Genomic DNA, 24,773 nt, shown 5'->3' on the forward strand with positions numbered 1-24,773 from the left:
CCGGTCGTAAGTGCACGGTCGTTAAAAGGAGCCCTCCCCACTCTGTCGCTTGTGCCTGAGAGCTTCACCCGGGAAACCCGGCTTTTCTCCTTCGGCGCCCGCGTGCACACGACTGCGCGCAGGTCTTTCCAGAGTTGCCTCACTGCGACGGTACTTGGGGCCTGAGAGTGTCCCGGGGAGGAATTGCTCCGTCGGCGGCCGGCGCGCGTCGGGCGCCGGGCCTCTCCCACCACAGCTAAAAGCGGCAAAAGTATATGCAGTTTTCTCCCACATCATAGCGGTCGTGTGGCGGATCACTAAAGAATCCAGACAATGAGGAAAATCGCATTCCGGCAACATACCCCCACCACAGCCGCCAAAATATTGAGCATGGCAAAACTTCCTAGCTTCCTCCCCGGCAACTCCGGCAACTCCAGCGCTTCCCTACCCGCCGTCAACGGTGGCGTCGCGATTGTCACCGGCGCTTCCTCCGGCATCGGCCGCGCGACCGTCGCCGCCCTCGCCCAACTCAAAGCCAGCACCCACACCGGCACCCACACCGGCGCCCACTCCGGCGCCCACTCTTACGCCCCCGACCGCATCATCGGCACCAGCCGCAACCCCGACACCATCACCGACCCCGTCGACGGGGTGGACTACCTCCCCCTCGACCTCGCCGACCCCGCCAGCATCGACGAGTTCGCCGCCAGCGCCCTCCGCTTCGGCCCGCCCACCGTGCTGGTTAACAACGCAGGCGAAAGCCAATCCGGCCCCCTGGAGGAGCTCCCCGACGATGCCCTGCACCGTCTGTTTGAGATCAACGTGCTGGGACAGGTTGGCGTCACAAAGAAAATCCTTCCGGAAATGCGGCAACGGGGGGCCGGGCGCATCGTCATGGTCGGCTCCATGTTGGGCAGCTTCCCGCTGGCCTACCGCAGCAGCTACGTCGCCTCAAAGGCCGCGATCAAGGGCTTCGCATTCGCCGCCCGGCGCGAGGTACGGCCGTACGGGGTGGGCATCTCCGTCGTCGAACCCGGATCCATCAACACCGGACTGTCCGCCCGGCGCACAAAATACGTCGACCTGGACGGCCCCTATGGCGCGGAGTTCACCACCATGCTGAAGAACCTGGATAACAACGAGGCCAACGGCATCTCCGCCGAGCGCGTGGCCGAGGAAATCCTCAAGCCCATCACCGCCGCGCGCCCGAAACCCTTGTACGCGACGGGCTCAATGGCGCCGGTGGTTTTCCCTCTCTCGCGCGTGCTGCCGACCGCAGCGATGCACTGGCTGATTAACCGGAAGCACGGACTGTAGAAGCCCGCCCGTAACCCGCCAGCCCCGAGCCCGCCCCCTAGGCGCTAAACGAGTTATCCCACACGTCCTTCACGGGCTCGTCCTCACGGGCGTAGGGGTCTTCCTCATCGGCAAAGCCGCGGCGGGTTGACCAGTCGTTCCACGGCGTAGCGAAGAACGCCAACACCCCCGCCCCGACGATGCCCGTAAACATCAACGACCCCGCCAGAGTGATCAACCAGATCGAAGAATACGCGTAGAAAACCAGCGCCAGCAGCAGCGTGCCGGCCAGACCGATGCTGCCCAGCCAGGTGTACATGCGGTTCACCGGGTGCCGCCGGTGCCCATAGTTGCCGCGCTGCGTTGTGAACAGTGGCCAGGCCTGCAGCGCCACTAGTAGCGCGAAGTAAATTCCAGCGACAATCTGCAGCTGCTGCGGGGTCAGCAGATCCACCGCACGGGACATCCCCAGCAGCATGCCAACGACCGAAAAGAAGCTTAGAAACCTACGCGCCATTGTGCGTTTATACCATTGTGCCTTGTGCGTCCCCTACACCCAGAACAGGTTGTCGCCGCCCATAACTGGTTCGCCGGGGATCACGTCTACTTTTATTTCGGACGCCCCCATCTGCAACCCCACCACCATCACTATCGGGTCGAACCCCATCCGGCCCAATTCCCTGGGGGTGTACGTACATATGGGAGTGCCTTGGCGGACGATGTCGCCCTCTTGGATGTGCAGGTCGAAGCCCTGGCCGTTCAGGCGACCCGTGTCCACTCCCAGTTGCATGAAAACCGACGGCTGGCCGTCGCTGCCGTCGTCCCCCTCCGCGCGCTGGGTCTGGATCACGAACATGTGCGGCGCCACCCGCCTGGCCACCCCGCTGACGGGCGCGACCACTTGCACAACTTCCACGCCAGCATCCGGAATCACCGCAACACCAGCACCGATGGTACCGGTGGCGAGAACGGGATCGGGTACGGAGGAAAGACTGGTGGCGGTTCCCGGCAGCGGGGTCACAACAGGATCCATATCCGCAGAGTCTAGTCGCGCTCGATGGGGCGCGAGGAAGAAGCGGACCATTGCGACCATCCGCCGACGAAGTTCTTTGCCCCGGGCAGGCCTGCGTATTCCATCGCTGCGATAAACAGCGAGGAGTGCAGCCCAGAGCCGGAGTACACGCACACGTCATCGCCACTGGTCACACCGTTGTCCGCGAGGATCTGGCGGATCTCCTCCGGAGTCTTCACCCGGCCACTGGCGCTACTATCGCGCGTGCTGTGATTGTTGAAAAGCTCCTTGACCGGGATGTTGATTGCCCCGGGGATGCGCCCCGCCTGGTGGTCGAAGCGTTCCTTCTGGCCGGAATAGCGGGAGCGCTCGCGGGCATCCACCAAGATGCGCTGTTCACGCCACTCGTCCACTTCCTCGAGGTTCAGGGTGGGCATGCTGCCCGGGCGAACTTCCACGTTTCCGCGGCCGCGCAGGGCGCCGATACCACCGGCAACGTCTCCGCCCGCGGCCTCCCATGCGCCGGTGCCGCCATCCAGGATGCGGACGTTCTGCACGCCTGCCCAGCGGAAAATGAACCATGCGCGAGCCGCATAGAGGTTGGCGCCGGCGTCATAAATGTACACAGGGCGACCATCCGTAATGCCCCAATCATCAAAGCTCTTCTGCAGTCGCTCAGGCTCGGGCAGCGGGTTGCGGCCCTTGTGGCGGGACGGGATAGAGGCCAAGTGCACCAAGGGGTTGCAGAACATGGCGCCGGGGATGTGCTGCCCGACGTAGGCTTCCCAGGCGCTGTTTTCGGTGCGCGCCCAGTGCGAGTCGATCACGGTCATGCGTTCGCCCCGCTGGAAAGCCTCCAGCATCTCCTCACCGGAGACGAAGGGGCTGGCGGGCTGCTGTTGCGCAGAAGAGTTGCTCATAGTTGCCAAGTCTAGGGCCCCTAGTGCGCTGATGCCTTTCCAGGCCGTCTGCCGGTGCGTTTGGGGAACCATCCCCGGAAAGCGGCGAAGAGGATAACCGCTATCGCGAAGACGGTTGCGATTCCGCCGATACCCCAGGTAAACCCGGCGATCACGGCGATGGGGGCAACGATGTTCATGCCAATTTCAAAGGGTGCGAAGCCCACGTAGGCGATGCCGTATTCGTTCATCGTGCCGGACTTCAGGTCCGGATCCACGATCTTCAGCAGCGCGATACCCGTGGCCACGGCCGCGGTCGCCCAGCCCCAGCCGAAGATGCCGCGCTCCAGCCACTGGTCGCCGAAGAACAGCGGGGCGAAGACGAAGAAGAAAACACAGCAGTGTGCAATGCCCAGGACAAACAGGATCAGCAGCGGCACCAGGAAGTCCGCCACCGCGTCCGGCTTAATGGAGGCGATACCGAAGGCGATCATGAAGTCCGTCGACGCGCCTGAGATGGACTTCACCGTCTGCTGGTCCAGGTACTTCGGGCGCTTAATGACGTGCAGGAACACCTTGCCGCCAATGCCCACCACAAAAGCCAGGGCGAACAGAGGCACCGAATACTTCCGGGAAGAAGTGGCCAATGATCTGCTGGCCGATGTAGGCGAACATGACGGTCACGACGATGAAGCCCGCGTGCAGAGCCAGCGGCTCAATCGAGGAGGGGTTCGTGGTGGCGCGGCCAATGGAGGGCTGCTTGTCCTCATCCTCGATATGGCCAGAGCGCAGCTCCCACGGCAGTTTCTCTGGCAGCGTGGACGTCCGGCCTGTGCGGATACCCCAGTTCGCGAAGATAATTCCACCAATGATGGCGGCCAGCGTGCCGACGGTCGCTGAGGTGAAGCCCAGGGACATGGCGGCGTCCGCACCACATATCCCCAAACGCGCCGCCGACGGCCGCGGCAGTACCGAATCCGCCGACGAAACCGACGGGCAGCATCATGCCGAACCACTCCGGGGCGCCGAATACCGGAGCGAAAAGCAGCAGGCCAAGCAGGATAAACAGTCCCCACTGCCCCAGGAACATGGAGGTCGAGAAGGCCCACATGTTCTTCGCCTTCGAGGCATCCTTGGAGGCGAAGGTCATGCTGTACGGCATCGAGGCGAACACCACCGCGATAAGCACCGTGGAATAATCGCCCAGCGCGCCAGAGAACGGCATCCACCCCAGCACCTCCGGGCCGAAAATCAGGCCTAGCAGGCCTGCGGTGATCGGCGCGGGGATCAGCAGGTTGCGGAACCACTCGAAGTGGCGCCTCATGAACGTACCGATAATCAACAGCACCGAAATCATGCCGACGTCCATCAGTAGGTCAAAGACCGTAAAGTCCATGCAGGCTCCCCTTTTCTATTCTGTGTGTATTCTCTTTTTGCTCTGCGCGCCTTGTCGGTTCTGGTAGCTTATCGCACCTTATTCTTGACGCCCCCTCGTTCCACCCGGCCGACACCCCAGCGGCGATAGTGGTGGAGCCTCGGTGCTGCGAGCTTGCCGAGCCCCGGTGCTGTGAGCTTGCCGAACCCCGGTGCTGAAGCTGTGTGTGCGGTAAGTTCGGACTGTGTAGCAGTTCACACTCGAGGAACATAACGCCAGCGCCTGGCATCCCACACCACGAATGCTTGACCACAAACAAGAGAAAGAGACCGCGACCCCATGAACATCACCCGCACCTTTGCCGGCACTTCTTCCCGCACTTCTGCCGGCACTTCTTCCCGCACTTCTGCCGGCATTTCTACCCGCATGTCGAAGCGCATCGGCGCAGCCTTCCTTACCGGCGCGCTGGCTATCACTGGCTTGAGTGCCTGCTCCTTGCTTGGCGATCGGGAAGTCGCCAAGGAAGAAGTGGAGAAGGGTATCTCCGATTCCCTAGAGAAAGAGGTTGGTCGCAAGCCCGAGCGCATCGAGTGCCCTAGCGGACTGAAGGCAGAAGAGGGCGCGAAGTTAGAGTGCAAGCTGCATCATTCTGGCGATTCCATCAGCGTTGATGTCACCGTGGACTCCGTTGATGGCGACAACGTCCACTACAACGTCGAGGTCGCTGACCACGTGGACTAATCCCAGTCACCACGCGCCAATTAGCCCCCAACCCCGCCGCCTCACCGCCCCACACCTCACCCCTCCGGAACCGCACTCCACCTTTGGTAAATGTCGGAAAAGTTGCAGAACGCTATTGGCATAACTTGTCATTAATGTAAATATGCAGGTCAGGGAGCTTTCAGGCCCTTCTTGCCGGTACGCCTCCGAGCATTTTGCAACTTTTCCGACACTTAACCCCACCGAGGCGCCCAACTTGGGGCCAGTTCGACACAACCTGGCCGCCAATCCCCCATGCACACCTGCAGATGTCGCCAGATCGGACTTCTTTACCCGCAGATGTCGCTAGAACGGGAATACGTTAGTGGGGTCCATTTTTATTACCACATAAGTGCAGGTCAGAAGGTTTTGGATTCTAGAGAGCCAGCGACGGCGCCGACGCATTCCCGTTCTAACGACATTCTCCTCCTCCACACCCCTCCGCACCTCCTCCACACCCCTCTGCACCCCTCTACCCCGCCACCCCCCACAAGCCTCTTCTGCCAAAACAGAGCAAAACGCCCCACCCGAAACAGGTGGGACGTTTGCGCAGGTCAGAGGCTAATAACCAGTCATTAGGCCTCGCTGTCGGTGGCTCCCAGGGAGGTGATGACCAACCCCGGAGCACTACCGCCGGCCACACCAGCACCACCACCTGCCACACCAGCCTCGCCGCTGCGGTCAACGTCCACGCGCACCGTGTCGCCATCGCGCACCTCGCCAGCCAGCAGCTTCTTGGCCAGCTGGTCGCCGATCGCCTTCTGGATCAGGCGGCGTAGCGGCCGGGCGCCGTAGGCAGGATCGTAGCCGTGCTCTGCCAGCCACGACTGGGCGTCGTCAGTAACATCCAGGATCAAACGACGGGCCGCAAGGCGCTCTGCCAGAGCGCCCACCTGGATAGACACGATGGATTTCAGCTGGTCAGACGACAGGGGCTCGAAGATCAGCACGTCATCCAGTCGGTTGATGAACTCCGGCTTGAAGGCGCGCTTCACAGCCTCCATAACCTCGTCGTCGGTGCCGCCGGCGCCAAGGTTCGAGGTCAGGATCAGGATCGTGTTGCGGAAATCCACGGTCCTACCCTGGCCGTCGGTCAGGCGACCTTCGTCCAGCACCTGCAGCAGCACGTCGAACACGTCTGGGTGGGCCTTCTCCACCTCGTCGAACAGCACCACTGTGTATGGGCGGCGCCGGACTGCCTCGGTCAGCTGACCACCAGCGTCGTAGCCAACGTATCCCGGAGGGGCACCGACCAGGCGGGCGACGGAGTGCTTCTCGCCGTACTCCGACATGTCGATGCGCACCATGGCGGTCTCGTCGTCGAAGAGGAAGTCGGCCAGAGCTTTCGCCAGCTCCGTCTTACCCACGCCCGTCGGACCCAGGAACAGGAAGGAACCGGTCGGACGGTTCGGATCCGCTACCCCAGCGCGTGCACGGCGCACCGCGTCGGACACTGCATCGACCGCACTGTTCTGGCCAACTACGCGGCCACCCAGCACAAGCTCCATGTTCAGCAGCTTCTCGGTCTCGCCCTGCAGCATCTTGCCCGCGGGCACGCCGGTCCAGGCGGACACCACGTCGGCGATCGTATCCGGCGTGACCTCCTCAGTCAGCATCATGCCTTCCTGCTGCTCGGCCACGGTCTCTTCGGCCGCGGCCAGCTTCTTCTCCACGTCCGGGATGTGGCCGTAGCGCAGTTCGGCAACCTTGGCGAAGTCGCCCTCGCGCTCAGCGATCTCGGATTCGCGGCGCAGGTTGTCCAGCTCTTCCTTCAGCTCGCGCAGGCTGTCGATGCTGCCCTTTTCGTTTTCCCAACGCGCGGTCAGGCCGGCCAGCTTTTCCTTCTCGTCGGCCAACTCGCTGCGCAGGCGCTCGAGGCGGTCCTTCGACGCAGCGTCGGTCTCCTTGGCCAGCGCCATCTCTTCGATCTCGAGGCGGCGGACGACGCGCTCCACGTTGTCGATCTCCTCTGGGCGCGAGTCGATCTCCATACGCAGTCGAGACGCAGCCTCGTCCACCAGGTCAATCGCCTTATCCGGCAGGAAGCGGCTGGTGATGTAGCGATCCGACAGGGTTGCTGCTGCCACCAGCGCGGAGTCCTGGATACGTACGCCGTGGTGCACCTCGTAGCGCTCCTTCAGGCCGCGCAGGATACCGATCGTGTCCTCCGCGGTCGGCTCACCAACGTAGACCTGCTGGAAGCGGCGCTCCAGTGCGGCGTCCTTTTCGATGTACTTGCGGTACTCGTCCAGCGTCGTCGCGCCAACCAGTCGCAGCTCGCCGCGGGCCAGTAGCGGCTTGATCATGTTGCCCGCGTCCATCGCGGAATCGCCGCCTGCACCGGCACCGACGATGGTGTGCAGTTCGTCGATGAAGGTGATGACTTCGCCGTCGGCCTCCTTGATCTCGTCCAGCACAGCCTTCAGCCGCTCCTCGAATTCGCCGCGGTATTTCGCGCCGGCGACCATGGAGCCCAGATCCAGGCTGATGAGCTTCTTGCCACGCAGGGACTCGGGCACATCGCCAGCGACGATGCGGCGGGCCAGGCCTTCGACGATTGCTGTTTTACCGACGCCAGGCTCTCCAATGAGCACAGGGTTATTCTTCGTGCGACGGGAAAGTACCTGGACGACTCGCCGGATCTCTTGGTCACGTCCGATGACGGGGTCGATTTTGCCTTCGCGGGCGCGTGCAGTCAGGTCGGTGGAGTACTTCTCCAGCGCCTGGAACTGGCCTTCCGGCTCCTCGGTGGTGACCTTTCGGTTGCCGCGGACGGATTCGAAAGCGCCGCGGATGGCCTCGAAAGTGGCGCCTGCCTCGTGCATCACCTTGGCCGCGTCGGAACTACCCTTGGCGATGCCGGCCAGCAGCACCTCGGTGGAAACGTAGGTATCGCCTAGCTGCTCAGCGAGCTCCTGCGCGGCGGTCAGCGCGTTCAGCGCGTCGCGGTTGAACTGCGGGTTCGCCATCTCGCTGCCGGTGGCCTGGGGGTATCCGGCGACCAGGTTCTTAGCTTTGGTGGCGATGACCTGCGGTTGTACGCCTGCGGCCTGCAGTACGGGCAGGGCGATGGAATCTTCCTGCTCGAGCAGCGCAACAAGCAGATGCGCCGGGCGGATATCCGGGTTGCCCTTGGCGGAGGCATCCTGGAGTGCAGCCTGCATCGCAGACTGGGTCTTTGTGGTGGGGTTGAAGCTCGTCATTTCTACATCTACCTCCTACGGCTTCGTGCCGGTCGCGCTTGCACGCCCCCGACTTTACTTGAGTACACCTCACTCAACCACCACAATCTTGAGTCTATTCCGCTCAATTTACGTATATCGGTGTGATTTACCCCACGTAATCACCCCGGCGGAGGCCGCCGCCCTGGGCGTACTAGCCGTCATAGTTCTGATCGGCGCGGTATACCTGATCCTGGGCTTCTTCATGGATCAAATCGCCATCATCGCCCTGGCCTTCCTGCTGTGGCCCGAGCTGGTGCTGTGGGTGCCGGAGTTAGCCGCTTAGGCTGGGCGCGCCCGTCGGATACAGCGTTCCTCTCCAAAGCGCTAGAGAACGCCTAGTGCTCAAAACCTGTTCAACCTGCAGAACATCCATTAGCGTTTAGCCCATGCACAAAGATCGCTACATTATCCTGCAAGCATCCACCTTCACCGAAGAGAATGTGGATCCCGACCTCTTTTTCGACCGGTTTCGCTGGGCCGAATTATCCCTGGGTTTTTCCTACACCGGCGATTCCGACGGAAAGGTAATCCCTCTTAGCCTTTGGGAAATTAATGATGCTACCCACGACACTATTGAAGATCTGCAGACTATTCGCGCACACTTAACCGTGCGATCGAAAGAGGATCGCTTCCCTCTTCGCCCGTTATTTGCCGTGTGGGACTCCGCATTGCCAAGTTCCGCGCTCTCAGCTCTCCACTCCATCAGTATGAGCGCGATTTCCGACTTCGGCATACCTTCAGTTTCCGATATCGAAGCTATCTCCGCTTGCGAGCGAAGCGTCAACGCATATGAACAGGACGAACCTTGGGCCAGCTCCGTCAAATCGCTCGAACAGACCATCTCTCGTCACCACATGAAGCAACGAGGGAAGATCACCGCATTCTCCGGTGGAAAAGAGGTTTCCAAGGAGGCGTACTACGCGGAAAGCTTTCGCCCCGCACTAATCTCCAGCGCCTTTGAAACCATCTTGCACGCCCTCCCCCAGGGAGAGGACTGGCGAATCACCGCCACTTCTTCAACGACGAACTCAGCTTAAGCTGCTAACGGTTCCAGCGGGCGCTGTGGCGTCTTAAGACCTCAATAATCCGATCCGCGTCGCGCGCGATCTGCTCGGTCGAGGCAATGACGGACACCGAGGCCACCGCCACTCCCTGGCTCTCGACGCGCACGGCCACACCATCCGCGCCGTTCAAAGCCACGCCGGGGGCCACGCACTCGCCGGTCGCGCGCATGTCTGGGTACCAGCGCTGGAACTTATTGATGGTCTCCCGCGAACTCTCGGAAGCAGCCAGAATCCCCCACACCTGCTCGTGCCCCAGCCCGGAGAGGATCGCCCATCCCGCCGATGTCTCGAGTGGCGGGCGCTGCAGCCGGTTTTGCGCCAGGTACTCGAACTCGGGGTCCGACAGCGCATAGTCGAGGTAGTAGACATTGTCGCCTACCAATGACGCCAACACGGCGATATAGCCCGTCTCTTCCACCACGTCTTCCAGCATCTCGTGGGTGACCTGATCCACGGGGCGGCTACCGGCGAGGGTGCTCAGCAGATAGGGAGCGAGCCCCAGGCGGAAGGCTTTATCCCGTTCCTCCAGGTATCCGGCCGCGACCAGGCCGTTCACCAGGGATTGGGTGGAACTCACCGGCGCGCCGATGGCCTTAGAAATATCCGTGAGTCCGCGTGGCTGCGGGTTGCGGGCCACGAACTCCAGAATGTCCGCGATCCGGTCGACGGTGCGGTGGTGAGACCTACCGGGCTGCTGGTCGACGGGAAAGGGGAACCGCGGCGCGAACTCGGGGTGGGGCGCGTCGGGCATCGGGGGTCCTTTCGGCTTGGGGCGGCAGCTAACTATGACGATCTTAGAGGAAGTTTCCGCGAAAGCCTTTCGGAGCAATACAACTTCCCCTACACTCATGGGTACGCAAATCAGTATCGTGATACCTATATACGTAAGGAACTGACTGGCATGACTTCCTCCCCGCTGGATCTCACCTCCTTCAACAGCCTGCTCTCCGACGAAGAGCGCATGCTCCAAGAAGCCATGGCGGACTTCGCCAACAAATCCCTCAAGCCCAACGTGCAGGAGTGGTTCGACAAAGGCACCCTGCCCGCCGAGGAACTCGGCCCGCAGTTCGGCCAGCTCGGCGCACTGGGCATGCACCTGGAAGGCTACGAGTGCCCCGGCGCCTCCGCCGTCGCCTACGGCCTGGCCTGCATGGAGATCGAGGCCGTGGATTCCGGCCTGCGCTCCTTCGTCTCCGTCCAGGGCTCCCTGGCCATGTTCGCCATCCACCACTGGGGTTCCGAGGAGCAGAAGGAAAAGTATCTGCCGAAGATGGCCGCCGGTGAGTACCTGGGTTGCTTCGGCCTGACGGAGCCCGATGCCGGTTCCGACCCGGCGTCCATGAAGACGCGCGCAACCCGCGACGGCGACCAGTGGGTCCTCAACGGCACCAAGATGTGGATCACCAACTCCCCCGTCGCCGACGTGGCCGTCGTGTGGGCCCGCACCGAGGATGGCTTCGCTGGCTTCATCCTGGAAAAGGGCATGGAGGGCTTCACCGCCCCAGAGATCCACAAGAAGCTCTCGCTGCGCGCCTCCATCACCGGCGAGATCGTGCTGGATAACTGCCGTGTGCCGGATTCCCAGCGCCTGCCGAAGATCGATACCCTCCGCGGCCCGCTGACCTGCCTGAACGAGGCCCGCTACGGCATCATCTGGGGTGCCCTGGGCGCCGCCCGCGACAGCCTAGAAACCGCCATCGAATACACCCAGACCCGCGAGGTGTTCGGCAAGTCCCTGTCCAGTTACCAGCTCACCCAGGCGAAGCTGGCCAACATGTCCGTCGAACTCAACAAGTCCGTCCTGCTGGCCCTACAGCTCGGCCGCCTGAAGGATAAGGGTGAGCTCGCCCCGCACCAGGTTTCCGTCGGCAAGCTGAACTCCACCCGCGTGGCTCTGGAGATCGCCCGCGAGTGCCGCACCCTGCTGGGCGCTTCCGGCATCACCTTGGAGTACTCGCCGCTGCGCCACGCCAACAACCTGGAGTCCGTGCTGACCTACGAGGGCACCGCCGAGATGCACCAGCTAATCATCGGCCAGGCCCTCACCGGCAAGGACGCATTCCGCTAAGCTCTGCGCACCCCAACCCACTCCCCGCCCCACTCCCACCCAGCCCCACCCCACCAACCAGAAAGGCACACATGGGTTCCCCCCTCGAAGGCATCGTCGTGGCCGATTTCTCCCGCGTCCTGGCCGGCCCTTACGCGACCATGATGCTGGCGGACATGGGCGCGCAGGTCATCAAGATTGAGCGCCCTGGTGTCGGCGATGACACTCGCTCGTGGGCGCCGCCCGTCAACGCGCAGGGCATGTCCACCTACTTCGCCGGAGTGAACCGCAACAAGAAGTCCGTGGAAATCGACCTCTCCACTGAAGAGGGCCGCCAGCAGGCCCGCCGCATCGCCGAAGAGGCCGACATCCTGGTGGAGAACTTCCGCCCCGGCACGATGCAACGCATGGGGCTGGATTACGAAACGCTCCGCCAGTGCAACGAGGGCTTAATCTACGCCTCCCTCTCCGGCTTCGGCTCCGGCAAGGGCGCGGACATCGGCGGCTACGACCTGATGGTGCAGGCCGTCGGCGGCCTCATGTCCATCAACGGCGAGGAAGGCCGCCCCGTCAAGGTCGGCGTGGCTCTCGTGGATGTCCTCACCGGCCTGCACATGGGCATGGGAATCCTCGCCGCCCTGCATTCCCGCACCTCCACCGGCAAGGGACAGCACATCGAGATCAACCTGCTGCACACCCTGCTGTCCTCCCTGGCCAACCAGGCCAGCGCGTTCGTCGGCGCGGGCGTGATCGGCAAGGCCATGGGCAACACTCACCCGTCTATCGCCCCCTACCAGGTCTTTAAAACCCGGGAGGGCGACCTCGCCATCGCCGCGGGCAACGACTCGCTGTATCACCGGACCTGTCGGGTGTTGGGGCTCGAGGACTTAATTGATGACGCCCGCTTCACCACCAACAGCGACCGTGTCGCCCACCGTGCCGAGTTGGCTGAGATCATCGAGGGTGCGCTGGCTCGGTCCAGCGCCCAGGAATGGTTCCGGAAGCTGCGCGCCGCCGGGGTTCCCGCGGGCCCTGTGAACAACATCAAGCAGGCCTTCGAGTTCGCAGAATCCTTAGGTCTGGATCCGATCGTGGAGGTCGAGGGCATGCGCAGCGTCCGCAATCCCATCAACTTCTCGGAGACTCCGATCGAGTACCACACCGCCCCGCAGCAGCTCAGCAACCAGGCTTTTCAATAGGAAAGTTTCTATTCACAGGTTCGGGTGCGACAATGAGGAGCAACCAACCGGCCCCTCACCCGGTTGCCTCAGCCCGCCCCTGCCAGAACAAGGAGACTTCGAGCCCGTGGCACGCCACTCTTCCTCCGAGGAATACACCTTCGCAGAGCTGCTCGCGCTCATCGAAGAACACCGCCACGACCTGGTCGAACTCACTCGGGCCAAGCTGCACGACATGCACCTGACGCCCACGGTCGTCCACTTTCCCCACCCCGCGGGCGCCGAGTACAGCAACCCCTCCCCTAGCTTCTCGGAGACGATGGAACTGGACAAGGCCTACCTGGATCGCACCATCCGCTTCATCCTGCGCGGCATCACTCACTGCGGCGAATTCGCGCCCGCCCAGGGAGAGTTCCTGGTCGCCACCGGCAAAGACTCCCGCAAGTTCGGCGTGGCCGCGGAGCATTATGCGGCGCTCGAGTCCGCGTTGGTGGAGGCTGTGGGGGAGCATATCGGCGTCACAAAAAAGCTCAGCGACACAATCAACCTCGGCTGTAGCCTGCTTGCCTACGGCGCGATCGAGGACGAAGAGGCTGCGGTGCCTGCGACTTCGGCCGCGCAGGTGCTCGAGGTGCTGCATCCTTGTGACGCCATCGCGGTCATCCGCGTGCAGATGGATCCGCCGTTGCCGTATTGGTCGGGCCAGCATGTGGAGGTGCGTACGCCGCATACTCCGCAAATGTGGCGGGCGCTTTCGCCGGCGATTCCTTATAACGAGGACGGTTTGGTGGAGTTTCACGTGCGCGCGATCGGGCCATTCTCGCAGGGAATCGTGGAGAACACGCAGGTCGGAGAGCAATGGGTAGTGGCTAACCCGTACGGCGAACTGCAGATTTCGGGCAACAAGCCGGTGGTGATGGTGGCGGGTTCCACGGGTCTGGCGCCGGTGCGGGCGATTCTGCTGGAGCTGGTCCAGTCGGGAGAACGCCCGCCGATGGTGCAGCTTTTCTTCGGGGCGCAGAACCCGGAGGAGCTCTACGAGTGGAAGGGCCTGGTGGGCTTCGAGGATGCCTTCGATTGGCTGGACCTGTACCTGGTGGTGGAGGATAACGCGCCCACCCCGGAGGGTTTCGATGCTTACACGGCGCGGGGGTTGGTGGGCGATGTGGCCGCCGCACGTGGCGCGTGGCGCGATGCCGAGGTGCTGATCACCGGCGGACCGAAGATGAAGCAGCACACAGTGGAGGCTTTCCTCCGCGCCGGCGCGGACCGCGACCAGCTACGCTTCGACGTGCCTCACAGTTAGCCGTACCAACGCTGCAGAAACGCAGCTACTTCTTTTCGATATCGCCGACGACATCGACCCCCAGGCCGAGCTCACGGTCGGTGTGGTGGCCTTCCAGCACGGGCAGCGACTTGCGGATCTTGTCCACGTAGTTCGGGTCGATGTCGATGGTCAGAACCTGTGCCGCGTAGCCGGTTTCCGCCAGCCGGGCGCCATTCGGACCGATCGCCACGGAGTGCCCGATCCCCGTCGGACCATCCGCAGTGCCGTAACGCTCCGGGGAGCCCGGCCGCGCCATGCCCGCAGCAATCAGGTAGCTAGTGGAATCCAGCGCGCGAGCCGCCGTGAGCTCGCGCCACTGCTCCAGCTTGCCCGGCCCATCCGCCCAGCTAGAGGGCACTACCATCACCTTCGCACCCGCAGCAGCCATCGCTACAAAGTGGCCCGGGAAGCGAATGTCGTAGCAGGTAGCCAGGCCCACGCCCACGCCACCGACGTCGATAACCACGCGCCGGTCGCCGGGCTTGACGGTATCGGACTCCCGGTAGCCGAAAGCATCGTAGGTGTGGATCTTGTCGTAGTGCGTCACATAATCCGGCCCCGCGACCAGCAGCGTGTTGTGCACGCGTCGGAACTGGTTGGCTTCTGGCGAATCGCTGGGCTGTTCTTCCACCAGTTGGCCACTTGGCGAGCGGTAGACGGTATCGGCCGGGGTGAACATACCCACCACGGCGATGGTTCCGTGCTTCTTGGCCGTATCGATAATCGCCTGGGCGAAGGGCCCATCCAACGGTTGGGCGACGGTATCCAGCCGCCCGTTATCGAAGGGGAACATAGCCGCTTCCGGGAAAACGACCATGTCGGCACCATTCGCCGCGCCGGACGCGATGTACTTCAGGATGCGAGCCAGGTTGGCTTCCACGTCCGGTTCGGCCTTCATCTGGATGACTGCGATACGCATACAGCCCACCCTAGCGACATTGCCGACATCGCGCCCCCTTTTGTCCCCTCCGCGCCGGTCACCCTGTGGATAAAACTGAGTTATCCACAGCCCCTCCATCTTTTTCTTTATTGACGCCCCTCGCCTCCCTACACTCACTTCTCACAAGCGAGTCACGCAGCAACAGGGACAGGGGAACACATGCAATATTCGACGCTGAATTACTTGAACTATCTAGACACAATGCAACTCGACGTATCGGCAGTTCAGGCACGGTGCGAAGACTTGACCGAAGACGGAGTGCAGTGTGCTTCCGCTGGATACGGGGTTGCCAATGCGGAGGCGCCCGGCGTTCCAGGCGGGTCGACCACGCACGCGATCGCCCAGGCGGCGGATAGGCTCCATGCCTCCTTCACCGGTTTTGGCCGGCAGCTACAGAAAATGAGCCAGTCCATCAGTACTTACGCCGACAATGTGGACAGCGCCGATAATGCTGGCTCCGCAGCCCTCACGGGGGCGGGTCGATGAACATTTTCGCAGGCACCACCGCCAGCGGCTCCGCTAACATCAGCGGCTCTACCGCAAACACCCGCGGCTCCACCACCGTCACCGTCCACGCCGTGGAGAACGCAAATGTGGAGGCACTCCGCACAGCCGCCGACCTGTTCAAAGACAAGGGCGGAAAGGTATCCCAGCATGCGGCTGATGCTCGAAACAAGTCCAAGTGGGGCGAGTCCTGGTCGGGGCAGGCTGCGGATGCTGCCAACCACGCCACGGATTCCGCAGCTAACCAGCTGGATACGGCGGGTTTTAGCAGTCGAATCATCGGGAGGGTCGCAGGCACCCACGCCGACCTTCTAAGTCCAACTCGAACGACCGTGCGCACGACCGCGGGGTTGGCGCGTACAGCACTGATGTCCGTCAGCGCCGATGGCGAGGTCTCCGCCCAACACCTAGCTTTCATCCCTGGAGTCGGCGGTGCGGCGCAGAGCCTGGCTCACACTCTGACCCAGGTCCTGCGTGGGGCGTTGAAGCTGGCCAGGCTGCTGGACATCGCCTCCGGCGGCACCATCTCCACGATCAGCAGCTCGGTCGCGCCACCCCGAGGTGATGTGGAGGTAGATGGGGCCGAGGGGGCGTCAGTACCCAATTCCCCACAGAGCCTGCCTCCGGTAGAGCGCATGAAAACACCGCACGGGCCGGTGGTCACGGCGGGCAATGTCGAGAGCGCCGATGAGGTAATCACGCTGGTCAGTGGCGTGGGATCCAGCAGTCCGGAGGCGCTGGCGCGCACCGAGGCCTGGGCGCGGGCAACCGCGGCCGACGCGGCGGCGCAGGGCAAGAATGTGGCGGTGGTGGCCTGGCATGGTTATCCGGCGCCGGGAGATCTGACCAGTGCGATCTCCAAGGACGCGGCCAAGATAGGCGCCCCTGCACTGCGGGAACACCAGCGGCAACTGCGGGAGAGGAACCCGCACGCGAAGCTGCAGGTGGTGGGCTATAGCTACGGCTCGGTGGTGGTTGGCGAGGCCGCGGCGAAAGGCAGCGACGGGCTAGTTGCCGATGAGGTGCGACTGTGGGGTAGCCCCGGCGTGCACGCGGAGAAGGCGGAGGATCTGCAGCTCGACGCGAAGGACGGCCACGGCGAGGTGCACAACGAACACGTTCCGGGCGATATGATCCGCCTGACCACCACCCCGGAGTTCGGAGTGCACGGAAAGGACCCTGCCGCGCCGGACTTCAACGCTCCTCCCCGCGGAGCTGATGGCGCCAGTGAAGGCAGCTGGAGCAGCTACGGCTGGGGCAAAATCCTGGACCTATACCTGATGCAGCGTGGCGAAACCGACGCGCACAGTTCCTACATGTGGTCCCCGGAGGTCAACGTGCGCTAGTCACCAGCGCCACCCCGTTCCATATCCAACAGTGCTGCCTTTAATTCCCTGCCGCCCCGGTATTCCCCGAAGCTTCCGTCGCTGCGGATCACCCTATGGCAGGGATATAGGATCGGCAGCGGATTGCTTGCACACGCCGAAGCCACTGCGCGTACGGCACGGGGATTCCCCGCAGCCTCCGCCAGCTGGGCGTAGGTGATGGTCTGCCCATATGGAATCTGCGCCAGCGCCTGCAGGACTCTCCGCCGAAAAGGCGTGGTCACGTCCACCAGATCAACGGGCACGGTGAAAACCTGGCGCTGCCCGGCGAGGTACTCCTCCAGCTGCTTCTCCGTCTCAGCCACGTGTCGGCGTGCTTGGCCTGTCGCGGGCCGCTCTCCCACAGGCCAATCTCCGGCACTCAAATCCTCTCCGGGGAAACCGATGCGCCGCACTCCCTGATCGGTGGCGAGCACTGTGAAGGTCTCTTCCATGGCTACTCCCATGACTACCGTCATACCTCAAACTCTCAACCCTAAATACTCCCAACCACCAATCTAGTTGACACATCAACTACATGCGCGCATACTGACACTATGAAAGCCTTCGGATTCCTCAGCTTCGGCCACTACTCTCTCCACGCCCAACCAAACCACACCCAGCCAAACCACGCCCAACCAAACCACCCACACACGCTCGGCGCCCACGACATGCTGCACCAGTCGATCGAGCTCGCGGTAGAAGCCGATCGCTTAGGTGTCAACGGCGCCTACTTCCGCGTGCACCACTTCGCACCCCAGCAGGCCGCCCCCATACCCCTGCTCGCCGCGGTCGCCGCCCGCACCAAGAACATAGAGGTCGGCACCGGAGTCATCGACATACGTTACGAAAACCCCCTCCACCTCGGCCGAGAAGCAGTACCCGCACATGTACAAGCCCGGCTCATCGATCCCTGTCCTCCCGCACTCCCCCAATTTGGACCGCCGCGTCTGGTGGGGCGCGGGTACACGCGAAACGGCCAAGTGGGCTGGCCAGGTGGGCGTCAACCTCATGAGCTCCACACTCCTCACAGAGAGCAACGGAGACAGCTTCGGCGACTTACAAGCAGAGCAGCTCCAGGTCTTCAAAGAATCCTTCGCCAGTAGCGGGCACGGCTGGACCCCACGCACCTCCGTCTCCCGCAGCATCTTCCCCATCGTCAGCGCCGAGGATCGGGCGATGGTCGGCACTCACGGAATGACCCGCGACCACTTCGGCGTGATTGATGGTTACCGCTCAACCTTTGGCCGTACCTATATTGGTGAACCCGACACACTCATCGAAGACCTTCTTAATGACGCCGCAGTGGCAGAGGCCGACACCTTGATGCTCACTATCCCGAATCAGCTGGGCGTAGAGGCCAACACTCGTCTACTGAAAAACTTTGCCACCCACGTGGCCCCCTCGTTGGGTTGGCAGCCTACAACTAACAACTAACTAACAACTAAAGCCCCAGTTGGTCTAAACCACCGGCGACGTTGTACGGTACTAACCGTGAATATCTCTAATAATGGGGATACCCCATCTACCCAGGGCGCTGGTGACGCTTACCACCCCCAGGTCTCCACTGCCGAGGTCCTGGTCAAGGACGACCCACGCACCGTACGCATGGGCACACTCGTCAGCCTCATTATCGGCTCCACCGTCGGCGCCGGCATCTTCGCGCTGCCGCAAAACATTGCGTCCGTGGCCTCGCCCGGCGCGGCGCTGATCGGCTGGGCCGTCACAGGCGTGGGCATGCTGTGCATCGCCTACGTCTTCCAGGCACTTGCGCTCCGCAAGCCGCACCTGGATTCGGGCGTGTACTCCTACGTGCGCGCGGGTCTGGGCGACTTCGTAGGCTTCGCCTCCGCATGGGGCTACTGGCTGGGCACCATCATCGCCCAGGTGGGTTACGCCACCTTGTTCTTCAGTTCGCTGAGCTTCTTCTTCCCGATCTTTGGCAGCGATCATCCACTGGTGCAGTCGATCTGCGTGTCCGCGCTGACGTGGGGCATCTTCCTGGTGCTTTCCCGTGGCGTGCGCCAGGCGGCGATCATGAACGTCATCACCACTGTGGCGAAGATCCTGCCGATCCTGGCATTCCTGGTACTCGTGGCCTTCGTCGGCTTCAACACGGACGTGTTCACCTCTGACTTCTGGGGCCGCGCCGCCACCTTCGGCGAGAACCAGGATCAGGCTCTGTCCATCAGCGACCAGGTGAAGGGCATGATGCTGTTCACCGTCTGGGCCTTCATCGGCGTGGAGGGAGCCTCCACCTACTCGAAGCGCGCACGCCACCGCAAGGATGTCTCCCTGGCCACCTTCCTGGGATTCGTCTCGGTGTTCTTCCTGCTCACCGCCGTGAGCTTCCTGTCCTTCGGCGTGGTCTCCCGCGAGGAGCTCGCCGCGATGGGCGACAACTCCATGGGCACCGTCCTGGAGCACGTCGTCGGCCCGTGGGGCGCAGGCCTGATCTCCGTCGGCCTGTGCATCTCCGTGCTGGGCGCCTACGTCTCCTGGCAGATGCTGTGCGCCGAGCCGATCACCCTGATGGCCCAGGATGGACTGCTACCAAAGGCAGTGGGGCGCACCAACGATATGGGTGCCCCGTATGTCTCGCAGTTCCTGTCCGCCTTGGTGATCCAGGCGTTCATCATCGTCTTCTACCTCAACGAGTCCACCTACACCACGATGGTGCAGCTAGCGACCTCGCTGTACCTGGTGCCTTACGTGTTCTCTAGCCTGTACCTGCTGTTCCTAGCCACCCGCGGGCACGGGTTCAAGCACCCGGACGCGGGCTCGAAGTTCGACATTTCCGGCCCCGAGGTCGGCAAGAAGACCAACCGTATGCACCTGCTCATCAGTGTCGTGGCTTTCGGCTACTCCCTGTGGCTGCTCTACGCGGCCGAACTGCAGTTCGTGCTGCTAGGCACGCTGCTGATCGTGCCGGGCCTGGTTGTTTATGTCGCCACTCGTCTCAAGGCTGGCGGGCGCGTATTCAACACCTTCGAGTGGATCATTAGCGCCATTGTCGTCGCCTCGGCGATCGGTGCCCTCTACCTGATCGTCACGGGGCAGGTAAGCCTGTAGCACGGGGCAGGTAAGCCTGTAGCGCGGGACAACTACCGGCGCTTCTGCCGATCCCACAACACCACAGAGGTAGAGCGCGGGACGTGCACAATCTCACCTCGCGGGCGACCACCGGCGCCGCCTCTGCCCTCTGCCCTTTCTAGGCGCGCCTGCATGTCCGCCAGGCGGCGGCGCAGGGCTGCGTTTTCCTTCTCCAGCTCGTCCATCCGGTTCTGCTGGTCAATGATCGTCTTGATGCCTGCCAGGTTCACGCCCTCCTCGTGAGAAAGGCGCTGGATCTCCTGCAGCTGCTCAATATCCTCGCGCGAGTAGCGGCGCCCTCCGCCACTGGTGCGTTGGGGCGTCACTAAACCCATACGGTCGTACGTGCGCAGCGTTTGGGCGTGCATTCCAGTAATCCGCGCGGCGACAGAGATCACGAAGACTTCGCGTTCGCCGCCGTTCTTCGCAGCACTCATTCGTTACCCTCCCATCCTTCGCGGGGGTCAAAGCCCGAGCGCTTTTCCTCTTCCGAGTACTTGCGCAGCGCGCTCATCGCGCCCTCGTCCAGGTTCTTCGGCACGGCCACCTTCACGGTCACCAGCAGGTCGCCGCTGGCACCGTTGCGCTTGTTCACACCGTGGCCGCGGACGCGTAGCGTGGTGCCGTCCTGCGTGCCGGCGGGGATGCGCACCCGCACCTTGGAGGCCAGGGTCGGCACCGTCACCGCGCCGCCGAGCACCAGCTCGGGGTAGCTCACCGGCACCGTCAGCTTCAGGTCGTCGCCGTCACGGCTGAACACCTTGTCGGGCTTCACGTGCACCGTCACGAACAGGTCGCCGGCCGGCTTGCCGCGCTGCCCCGCCGAACCTTGGCCGGCCAGGCGCACCTTCTGCCCATCAACCACGCCCGCGGGCACGCGCACAGTGATTGTGCGGGACTGGGTCGTGCGCCCCGTGCCGGAGCAGTCCGCGCACTTGTCCTTAATCACCGAACCAGTGCCAGAGCAGTCCGCGCACGGGCGCGAAAACCCGAAAGCGCCCCTGTTCTCGCTGACCATGCCGCTGCCGTCGCAGCCCGCGCAGCTCTGCGACGAGGTGCCCGCCTTCGCGCCAGAACCGTGGCAGTTTTCACACGGCTCCGGCTTGGTCAGGCGGATCGGCACGGTCACGCCTTTCGTGGCCTCACGGAACTCGAGGGTCAGCTCCGTCTCTACATCCGCCCCGCGGCTGCGCTGAGTACGTTGGGTGCGCTGAGTACGCTGAGTACCCTGACCACCTCTTTCGCCAAAGAGTCCGCTGAATACGTCGCCGAACCCGCCACTGGTGGCGTCATCTCCAAAAAGATCAGAAACATTAAAGCCGCTGCCAAAGTTGCCACCGCCAAAGTTGCCGCTGCCAAAGTTGCCACCGAAGTTAGCGCCGTAACCTGCGCTGCCCGCGCCGAAGCTCGAACCATAGCTCGAACCGCCGAAACCGCTCGCGAGCATACGCTTCAGCTCGTCGTACTCCGCGCGCTTTTCCTTGTCCCCCACCACGCTGTACGCTTCGGAAGCCTTCTTGAAGCGCTCCTCCGCCGCCGTGTCGCCCGGGTTCGCGTCCGGGTGATTTTCGCGGGCGATCTTGCGGTACGCTTTCTTGATCTCCTCTGCCGATGCGGTGGAGGACACGCCGAGGTCTTTGTAGTAATCCTTCTCGGCCCATTCACTGTGCGCCATGTGTCGCTCCTTCCTGCTTGCGCTGTTCACGCGGGGTGTCACTCATCAACCTTGAGTCTACCGCGCTGAACTTTCGTTATCTAATCTTCTTAACGACGCCCCTACGCATTTATTCCCTCCCCGCATCACTTCGGGCCTTGCCGTGTGCGCTGCTTGAGACTTGCTATCCCGAAACTAGCTAGGGTGGGAACCATGTCACCTAAAAAGCGCAGCTGGTTTAGCCGCCTTTTCGGCTCCCAGGACTCCCACAACTCGCATGCCCCAAATCCCTCACACAACCCCAATATTCCTGCACAGCCTCAGGGTTTCCCACAGCCTCAGGGTTTCCAGCAGCCGGGCCCCGAGGATCCACCCGTGCCGCTACCCGGGCTGGACTTGCACCAGTCGACCACGATGATCCGGCAGATTGTGCAGGTACTCAATCGGTTGGGCTATGGTGCGAATCCCACGCCAGAGGTGGTGTATTACAGCAAGCCTGGCGACATCAAGAAGCCGCTGAGCTACCCGGGTCCAACCCCCGGACCCTATGGGGGACAACTCCCCGCTCCGGACTATGGCGAAGGTTGGAAACTGGGGCTAGAGAACATCACGAAGCAATGCGCCAACGCTGAGGATTTCGGCAGGGAAATGCCTCAACTGGTGGAAGGGTTCGTCACCAATCTGATCAGGTCGGCCGAAGCGGATCTATCCCTACTGTCGCTTCCCGATGCACAGTTCTACCCGCACCTGCGAGCACGTTTGATGGCGATCGATCTCCTACCGATGGATGCGCGCGCAGATGCGTATGAATTCAACCCGAACTCGCCGATGCGTCCTTTCTCAGACGACCTATGTATCCACCTGGTTCTGGATACGCCAGAGTCAGTGATGACCCTGTCGTCCCACTCGCTCGAAGGCAGAGGCCCCATCGAGGACCTGTTCCGAATCGGCTACCGCAACCTGTGGCAGGAGCTGGTCGATGCAGAACTAGTGGCACAACCCATTCGAGCAAGCGAAAGCAACCCCGGGGAACGCTTTTGGGCGATCGAAAGCAGTTCTTTCTATACGGGGTCGATCCCTCTTCTGATGGACGAGATCCTCGAGCGCTACTTACCACAGATCAACCCAAGCGAAGGGCTAATTTTTTCTACGCCAAATCGCCACACCACCTTGATTCGCGAAATGAGTGAAGGCATAGAACTGTTGGGCTCCATCAAGATGATGGCGGCCGTGACCGCTCAGGAGTTCTCGAGGCAAGCGGGCGCACTGAGCCCTCGGGTGATGTTTTCACACATGGGCGAAGTCATCACCTTCACCGACATCAAGCAGACGGAAACAGGCAAGGCGGAAATCGAGATCCAGCCCCCGGCGTACCTCCTAGAGAAGCTCAACCGAGACAAGAACGAGGGCTAGCCAGCTTCCTGCCGCATCTCTGCAACACTCCTGCCGCATCTCTGCTGCACCCAAGTTGCCGCACACCTAGAACGGTGGCTCTTCTCCCTGGTCGCGGTTTTGATTGCGGTTTTGGTCGCGATCCTGGTCGCGGCCGCGCTTCCGTTGGTTGTGCTCCACCACCCTTCGAGTCCGTTTCACTGCCCGGTGCCGGAAGGTGAATCTCCCTAGCGGCCCATTCGGCGTGGTGATCACCGTGTGGCCATCCCCGAAACTGGTCCAGGTTTCCACACCGTCGGAACCGATGGTCACATCCCACGCTCCGGTCGTTTTCGCGTTGTGATGTTTGGTGCAGAGGCAGTGGAGGTTCGACGTATCGGTCGGTCCGCCGTCTGAACTGTTGCGTTCGAAGCGTTTGACGTGATCCAGCTGGCATTTATGCGCCGGAGTGTCGCAGCCCGGGAAGCGACAGGTGCCATCTCGACCTTCGACACTCGCTCGGATGATTGGCGTTGGGGTGTAGCCGGCGGTAGTAGCCTTCCCCGGGGCTTGCAGGTGGGTAACTCGCTCCAGCCATTCTTCCGTGGCCAGCGGGTTTAGCCAGGTGCCGGCGGCCCAGATCTGAGAATCCGGGGCATCCACCCGCCGATACAGATTGAGGTTCACCTCGGCGATAGTGCTGCCCCGCACTAGGCTCAGAAACGCCCGCACCCTCGAGCAGTTCTCTTTGTTCCGCACACTATCGAGCGCTTGGATCAGCTCCAACGCCTCGAGTTTGGGGAGGGTCAGGTAGAAATCGGTGTAGTCACTCGACCGCTCGTCGATGCTTAGCCGCGTCGCGCCACCGAGTATGGCTGCGTCTTCTGTACTGATCGCGCCGCCTGTCGCGCCGTCTATTGCACCGTCTGTCGCGCCGTCTGCGCCGCCATTGCCGTCCGCACCATCAACCGGTGGCATGGGCGGTTCTGTGGGGTCGATCGGGCAGGCCAAGGGTTCGTGACTCAGGACGATCCTCTTCAGGCGTTGGCGGATCGTGCCTTGCCCCAACATCGCCTGGTTAGGCCGGGTCGGTGACAGTGCAGTGTAGACGTCGGCTTCTACGGCGGAGGTGTGGGCGTCACTAACGGCAACAAGGCTATGAGCAACGATCCGCCAGACCTCGATCGAGTAAGCACCGGTCTCCGCCAGCTCCACCAGCGACGGGAAGCGGCGGAGGGTGACGCCTACGTCGACGAGCTGGACGACGCGGAACTCCGGGAGGCCTAGCCGGACGCACAGGCGAGTGGTGACGTCGCTGACGCATTCGTCATCGCGAGGCACGCACTCCAGCGCGAGGCGGGCATGGTTGCGGTTGATGTCGCAGATCGCTGCGCTCATCGGGTCGGCGGGGTCGGTAACTTTCCAAAACGCCCCCGGTGGTTGGTTGTTGTGGTCTGGTGGCTCTGGTTGGTTGTTGTGGTCTGGTGGCTCTGGTTGGTTGTTGTGGTCTGGTGGCTGATTGCTGTGGTCTGCGGGATGGCCGGACATCGTTCCCCTTCGATGATCAAAGTCCCCAAAGTGTCCCGTGATTTTCCGTACGCGATCAATATAGAAAACACCCCGGACAACCAACCCGAAAAAACTTCCCGAAATCGAACACCCGTTCGATCAGTTAAGGAAAACACCA

General features: G+C 62.5%; 21 protein-coding genes, 2 pseudogenes and 1 riboswitch. Of the genes and pseudogenes, 12 read left to right on the top strand and 11 right to left on the bottom strand.

The window, feature by feature from the left end; genetic code table 11:
- Window positions 1-32: 32 nt before the first annotated feature.
- A riboswitch (glycine riboswitch) is annotated at window positions 33-142 on the bottom strand.
- Window positions 143-369: 227 nt separating this feature from the next.
- Complete coding sequence (locus CRD15_RS02875) at window positions 370-1,296, top strand: SDR family oxidoreductase (protein WP_255463705.1); 927 nt, start codon at window positions 370-372, stop codon at window positions 1,294-1,296.
- Window positions 1,297-1,333: 37 nt separating this feature from the next.
- Here CRD15_RS02875 and CRD15_RS02880 read toward each other — a convergent pair whose 3' ends face one another.
- From CRD15_RS02880 to CRD15_RS02895, 4 genes and pseudogenes are all read right to left on the bottom strand, one after another.
- Window positions 1,334-1,792: a hypothetical protein gene (locus CRD15_RS02880; RefSeq protein ID WP_035007566.1), complete on the bottom strand. Its 459-nt coding sequence runs from the start codon at window positions 1,790-1,792 to the stop codon at window positions 1,334-1,336.
- A gap of 33 nt (window positions 1,793-1,825) precedes the next feature.
- Window positions 1,826-2,308, bottom strand: a complete 483-nt coding sequence (locus CRD15_RS02885; RefSeq protein ID WP_034971642.1) for a PTS glucose transporter subunit IIA — start codon at window positions 2,306-2,308, stop codon at window positions 1,826-1,828.
- Window positions 2,309-2,319: 11 nt separating this feature from the next.
- On the bottom strand, window positions 2,320-3,207 hold the full coding sequence (locus tag CRD15_RS02890; RefSeq protein WP_187401855.1) for a sulfurtransferase: 888 nt from the start codon (window positions 3,205-3,207) through the stop codon (window positions 2,320-2,322).
- A 20-nt stretch (window positions 3,208-3,227) separates the two neighbouring features.
- Window positions 3,228-4,582 (bottom strand): annotated as a pseudogene (locus CRD15_RS02895) (sodium/glutamate symporter).
- Window positions 4,583-4,900: 318 nt separating this feature from the next.
- Here CRD15_RS02895 and CRD15_RS02900 point away from each other — a divergent pair.
- Complete coding sequence (locus CRD15_RS02900) at window positions 4,901-5,302, top strand: DUF4333 domain-containing protein (RefSeq protein WP_187401856.1); 402 nt, start codon at window positions 4,901-4,903, stop codon at window positions 5,300-5,302.
- Window positions 5,303-5,895: 593 nt separating this feature from the next.
- On the opposite strand, the gene clpB is transcribed toward CRD15_RS02900, so the two are convergent.
- Window positions 5,896-8,523 (bottom strand): ATP-dependent chaperone ClpB, encoded by a 2,628-nt coding sequence (gene clpB / locus CRD15_RS02905; RefSeq protein WP_187401857.1) that lies wholly within the window; start codon window positions 8,521-8,523, stop codon window positions 5,896-5,898.
- Window positions 8,524-8,611: 88 nt separating this feature from the next.
- On the opposite strand from clpB, the gene CRD15_RS02910 reads away from it, so the two are divergent.
- Both CRD15_RS02910 and CRD15_RS02915 read left to right on the top strand, forming a co-directional pair.
- On the top strand, window positions 8,612-8,827 hold the full coding sequence (locus CRD15_RS02910; RefSeq protein ID WP_034974798.1) for a hypothetical protein: 216 nt from the start codon (window positions 8,612-8,614) through the stop codon (window positions 8,825-8,827).
- A 103-nt stretch (window positions 8,828-8,930) separates the two neighbouring features.
- Entirely contained in the window at window positions 8,931-9,581 is a 651-nt protein-coding gene (locus CRD15_RS02915) for a hypothetical protein (protein ID WP_051892194.1), read from the top strand.
- Window positions 9,582-9,585: 4 nt separating this feature from the next.
- Here CRD15_RS02915 and CRD15_RS02920 read toward each other — a convergent pair whose 3' ends face one another.
- Window positions 9,586-10,359: an IclR family transcriptional regulator gene (locus CRD15_RS02920; protein WP_187401858.1), complete on the bottom strand. Its 774-nt coding sequence runs from the start codon at window positions 10,357-10,359 to the stop codon at window positions 9,586-9,588.
- A gap of 150 nt (window positions 10,360-10,509) precedes the next feature.
- Between CRD15_RS02920 and CRD15_RS02925 the strand changes: the two genes are divergently transcribed.
- The 3 genes from CRD15_RS02925 to CRD15_RS02935 all read left to right on the top strand — a co-directional run bounded on the left by CRD15_RS02925 (window position 10,510) and on the right by CRD15_RS02935 (window position 14,139).
- Window positions 10,510-11,676, top strand: a complete 1,167-nt coding sequence (locus CRD15_RS02925; RefSeq protein WP_187401859.1) for an acyl-CoA dehydrogenase family protein — start codon at window positions 10,510-10,512, stop codon at window positions 11,674-11,676.
- A 71-nt stretch (window positions 11,677-11,747) separates the two neighbouring features.
- Complete coding sequence (locus CRD15_RS02930) at window positions 11,748-12,854, top strand: CaiB/BaiF CoA-transferase family protein (protein WP_187401860.1); 1,107 nt, start codon at window positions 11,748-11,750, stop codon at window positions 12,852-12,854.
- 106 nt (window positions 12,855-12,960) lie between these two features.
- Window positions 12,961-14,139 (top strand): FAD-binding oxidoreductase, encoded by a 1,179-nt coding sequence (locus tag CRD15_RS02935; RefSeq protein WP_187401861.1) that lies wholly within the window; start codon window positions 12,961-12,963, stop codon window positions 14,137-14,139.
- Window positions 14,140-14,164: 25 nt separating this feature from the next.
- Here CRD15_RS02935 and CRD15_RS02940 read toward each other — a convergent pair whose 3' ends face one another.
- Window positions 14,165-15,079: a carbon-nitrogen hydrolase family protein gene (locus CRD15_RS02940; protein WP_034969364.1), complete on the bottom strand. Its 915-nt coding sequence runs from the start codon at window positions 15,077-15,079 to the stop codon at window positions 14,165-14,167.
- 222 nt (window positions 15,080-15,301) lie between these two features.
- Here CRD15_RS02940 and CRD15_RS02945 point away from each other — a divergent pair, with 222 nt between their 5' ends.
- Both CRD15_RS02945 and CRD15_RS02950 read left to right on the top strand, forming a co-directional pair.
- The gene (locus tag CRD15_RS02945; RefSeq protein WP_255463707.1) at window positions 15,302-15,586 is read left to right on the top strand and encodes a hypothetical protein; all 285 of its coding nucleotides are present in this window, start codon (window positions 15,302-15,304) and stop codon (window positions 15,584-15,586) included.
- Window positions 15,583-16,950 carry an alpha/beta hydrolase gene (locus tag CRD15_RS02950; RefSeq protein WP_187401862.1) on the top strand — a complete coding sequence of 456 codons (1,368 nt, stop codon included), beginning with the start codon at window positions 15,583-15,585 and terminating at the stop codon, window positions 16,948-16,950. Before CRD15_RS02945 ends, CRD15_RS02950 begins: the two co-directional genes overlap by 4 nt.
- Here the strand turns inward: CRD15_RS02950 and CRD15_RS02955 are convergent.
- Entirely contained in the window at window positions 16,947-17,447 is a 501-nt protein-coding gene (locus CRD15_RS02955; protein WP_187401863.1) for a methylated-DNA--[protein]-cysteine S-methyltransferase, read from the bottom strand. The genes CRD15_RS02950 and CRD15_RS02955 overlap by 4 nt on opposite strands.
- 78 nt (window positions 17,448-17,525) lie before the next feature.
- Between CRD15_RS02955 and CRD15_RS02960 the strand changes: the two are divergent.
- Together CRD15_RS02960 and CRD15_RS02965 are read left to right on the top strand one after the other, a co-directional pair.
- Window positions 17,526-18,405, top strand: a pseudogene (locus CRD15_RS02960) (LLM class flavin-dependent oxidoreductase).
- Between the two features lie 141 nt (window positions 18,406-18,546).
- Window positions 18,547-20,040, top strand: a complete 1,494-nt coding sequence (locus CRD15_RS02965; RefSeq protein ID WP_222866389.1) for an amino acid permease — start codon at window positions 18,547-18,549, stop codon at window positions 20,038-20,040.
- Window positions 20,041-20,072: 32 nt separating this feature from the next.
- Here the strand turns inward: CRD15_RS02965 and CRD15_RS02970 are convergent, their stop codons facing one another.
- Both CRD15_RS02970 and dnaJ read right to left on the bottom strand, forming a co-directional pair.
- Window positions 20,073-20,498: a heat shock protein transcriptional repressor HspR gene (locus tag CRD15_RS02970; RefSeq protein ID WP_034971617.1), complete on the bottom strand. Its 426-nt coding sequence runs from the start codon at window positions 20,496-20,498 to the stop codon at window positions 20,073-20,075.
- Window positions 20,495-21,736: a molecular chaperone DnaJ gene (gene dnaJ, locus CRD15_RS02975; RefSeq protein ID WP_035002748.1), complete on the bottom strand. Its 1,242-nt coding sequence runs from the start codon at window positions 21,734-21,736 to the stop codon at window positions 20,495-20,497. Before dnaJ ends, CRD15_RS02970 begins: the two co-directional genes overlap by 4 nt.
- A gap of 192 nt (window positions 21,737-21,928) precedes the next feature.
- Here dnaJ and CRD15_RS02980 point away from each other — a divergent pair, with 192 nt between their 5' ends.
- Window positions 21,929-23,128, top strand: coding sequence for a hypothetical protein (locus CRD15_RS02980; RefSeq protein ID WP_187401865.1), 1,200 nt, complete (start codon window positions 21,929-21,931; stop codon window positions 23,126-23,128).
- A gap of 66 nt (window positions 23,129-23,194) precedes the next feature.
- On the opposite strand, the gene CRD15_RS02985 is transcribed toward CRD15_RS02980, so the two are convergent.
- The gene (locus tag CRD15_RS02985; RefSeq protein ID WP_255463708.1) at window positions 23,195-24,634 is read right to left on the bottom strand and encodes an HNH endonuclease signature motif containing protein; all 1,440 of its coding nucleotides are present in this window, start codon (window positions 24,632-24,634) and stop codon (window positions 23,195-23,197) included.
- Between the last annotated feature and the right edge of the window lie 139 nt (window positions 24,635-24,773).

Origin of the sequence: Corynebacterium sp. LK28 (genome assembly GCF_014335105.1) — a bacterium.
GTDB classification, from domain to species: domain Bacteria; phylum Actinomycetota; class Actinomycetes; order Mycobacteriales; family Mycobacteriaceae; genus Corynebacterium; species Corynebacterium macclintockiae.

What these genes read in the sequence shown, in the direction of transcription:
- CRD15_RS02985 (WP_255463708.1), bottom strand. Translation starts at nt 24,634, where the DNA reads ATGTCCGGCCATCCCGCAGACCACAGCAATCAGCCACCAGACCACAAC.
- CRD15_RS02875 (WP_255463705.1), top strand. Translation starts at nt 370, where the DNA reads ATGGCAAAACTTCCTAGCTTCCTCCCCGGCAACTCCGGCAACTCCAGC.
- clpB (WP_187401857.1), bottom strand. Translation starts at nt 8,523, where the DNA reads ATGACGAGCTTCAACCCCACCACAAAGACCCAGTCTGCGATGCAGGCT.
- CRD15_RS02980 (WP_187401865.1), top strand. Translation starts at nt 21,929, where the DNA reads ATGTCACCTAAAAAGCGCAGCTGGTTTAGCCGCCTTTTCGGCTCCCAG.
- CRD15_RS02915 (WP_051892194.1), top strand. Translation starts at nt 8,931, where the DNA reads ATGCACAAAGATCGCTACATTATCCTGCAAGCATCCACCTTCACCGAA.
- CRD15_RS02880 (WP_035007566.1), bottom strand. Translation starts at nt 1,792, where the DNA reads ATGGCGCGTAGGTTTCTAAGCTTCTTTTCGGTCGTTGGCATGCTGCTG.
- CRD15_RS02955 (WP_187401863.1), bottom strand. Translation starts at nt 17,447, where the DNA reads ATGACGGTAGTCATGGGAGTAGCCATGGAAGAGACCTTCACAGTGCTC.
- CRD15_RS02925 (WP_187401859.1), top strand. Translation starts at nt 10,510, where the DNA reads ATGACTTCCTCCCCGCTGGATCTCACCTCCTTCAACAGCCTGCTCTCC.
- CRD15_RS02970 (WP_034971617.1), bottom strand. Translation starts at nt 20,498, where the DNA reads ATGAGTGCTGCGAAGAACGGCGGCGAACGCGAAGTCTTCGTGATCTCT.
- dnaJ (WP_035002748.1), bottom strand. Translation starts at nt 21,736, where the DNA reads ATGGCGCACAGTGAATGGGCCGAGAAGGATTACTACAAAGACCTCGGC.
- CRD15_RS02940 (WP_034969364.1), bottom strand. Translation starts at nt 15,079, where the DNA reads ATGCGTATCGCAGTCATCCAGATGAAGGCCGAACCGGACGTGGAAGCC.
- CRD15_RS02950 (WP_187401862.1), top strand. Translation starts at nt 15,583, where the DNA reads ATGAACATTTTCGCAGGCACCACCGCCAGCGGCTCCGCTAACATCAGC.
- CRD15_RS02930 (WP_187401860.1), top strand. Translation starts at nt 11,748, where the DNA reads ATGGGTTCCCCCCTCGAAGGCATCGTCGTGGCCGATTTCTCCCGCGTC.
- CRD15_RS02920 (WP_187401858.1), bottom strand. Translation starts at nt 10,359, where the DNA reads ATGCCCGACGCGCCCCACCCCGAGTTCGCGCCGCGGTTCCCCTTTCCC.
- CRD15_RS02900 (WP_187401856.1), top strand. Translation starts at nt 4,901, where the DNA reads ATGAACATCACCCGCACCTTTGCCGGCACTTCTTCCCGCACTTCTGCC.
- CRD15_RS02890 (WP_187401855.1), bottom strand. Translation starts at nt 3,207, where the DNA reads ATGAGCAACTCTTCTGCGCAACAGCAGCCCGCCAGCCCCTTCGTCTCC.
- CRD15_RS02885 (WP_034971642.1), bottom strand. Translation starts at nt 2,308, where the DNA reads ATGGATCCTGTTGTGACCCCGCTGCCGGGAACCGCCACCAGTCTTTCC.
- CRD15_RS02945 (WP_255463707.1), top strand. Translation starts at nt 15,302, where the DNA reads ATGCAACTCGACGTATCGGCAGTTCAGGCACGGTGCGAAGACTTGACC.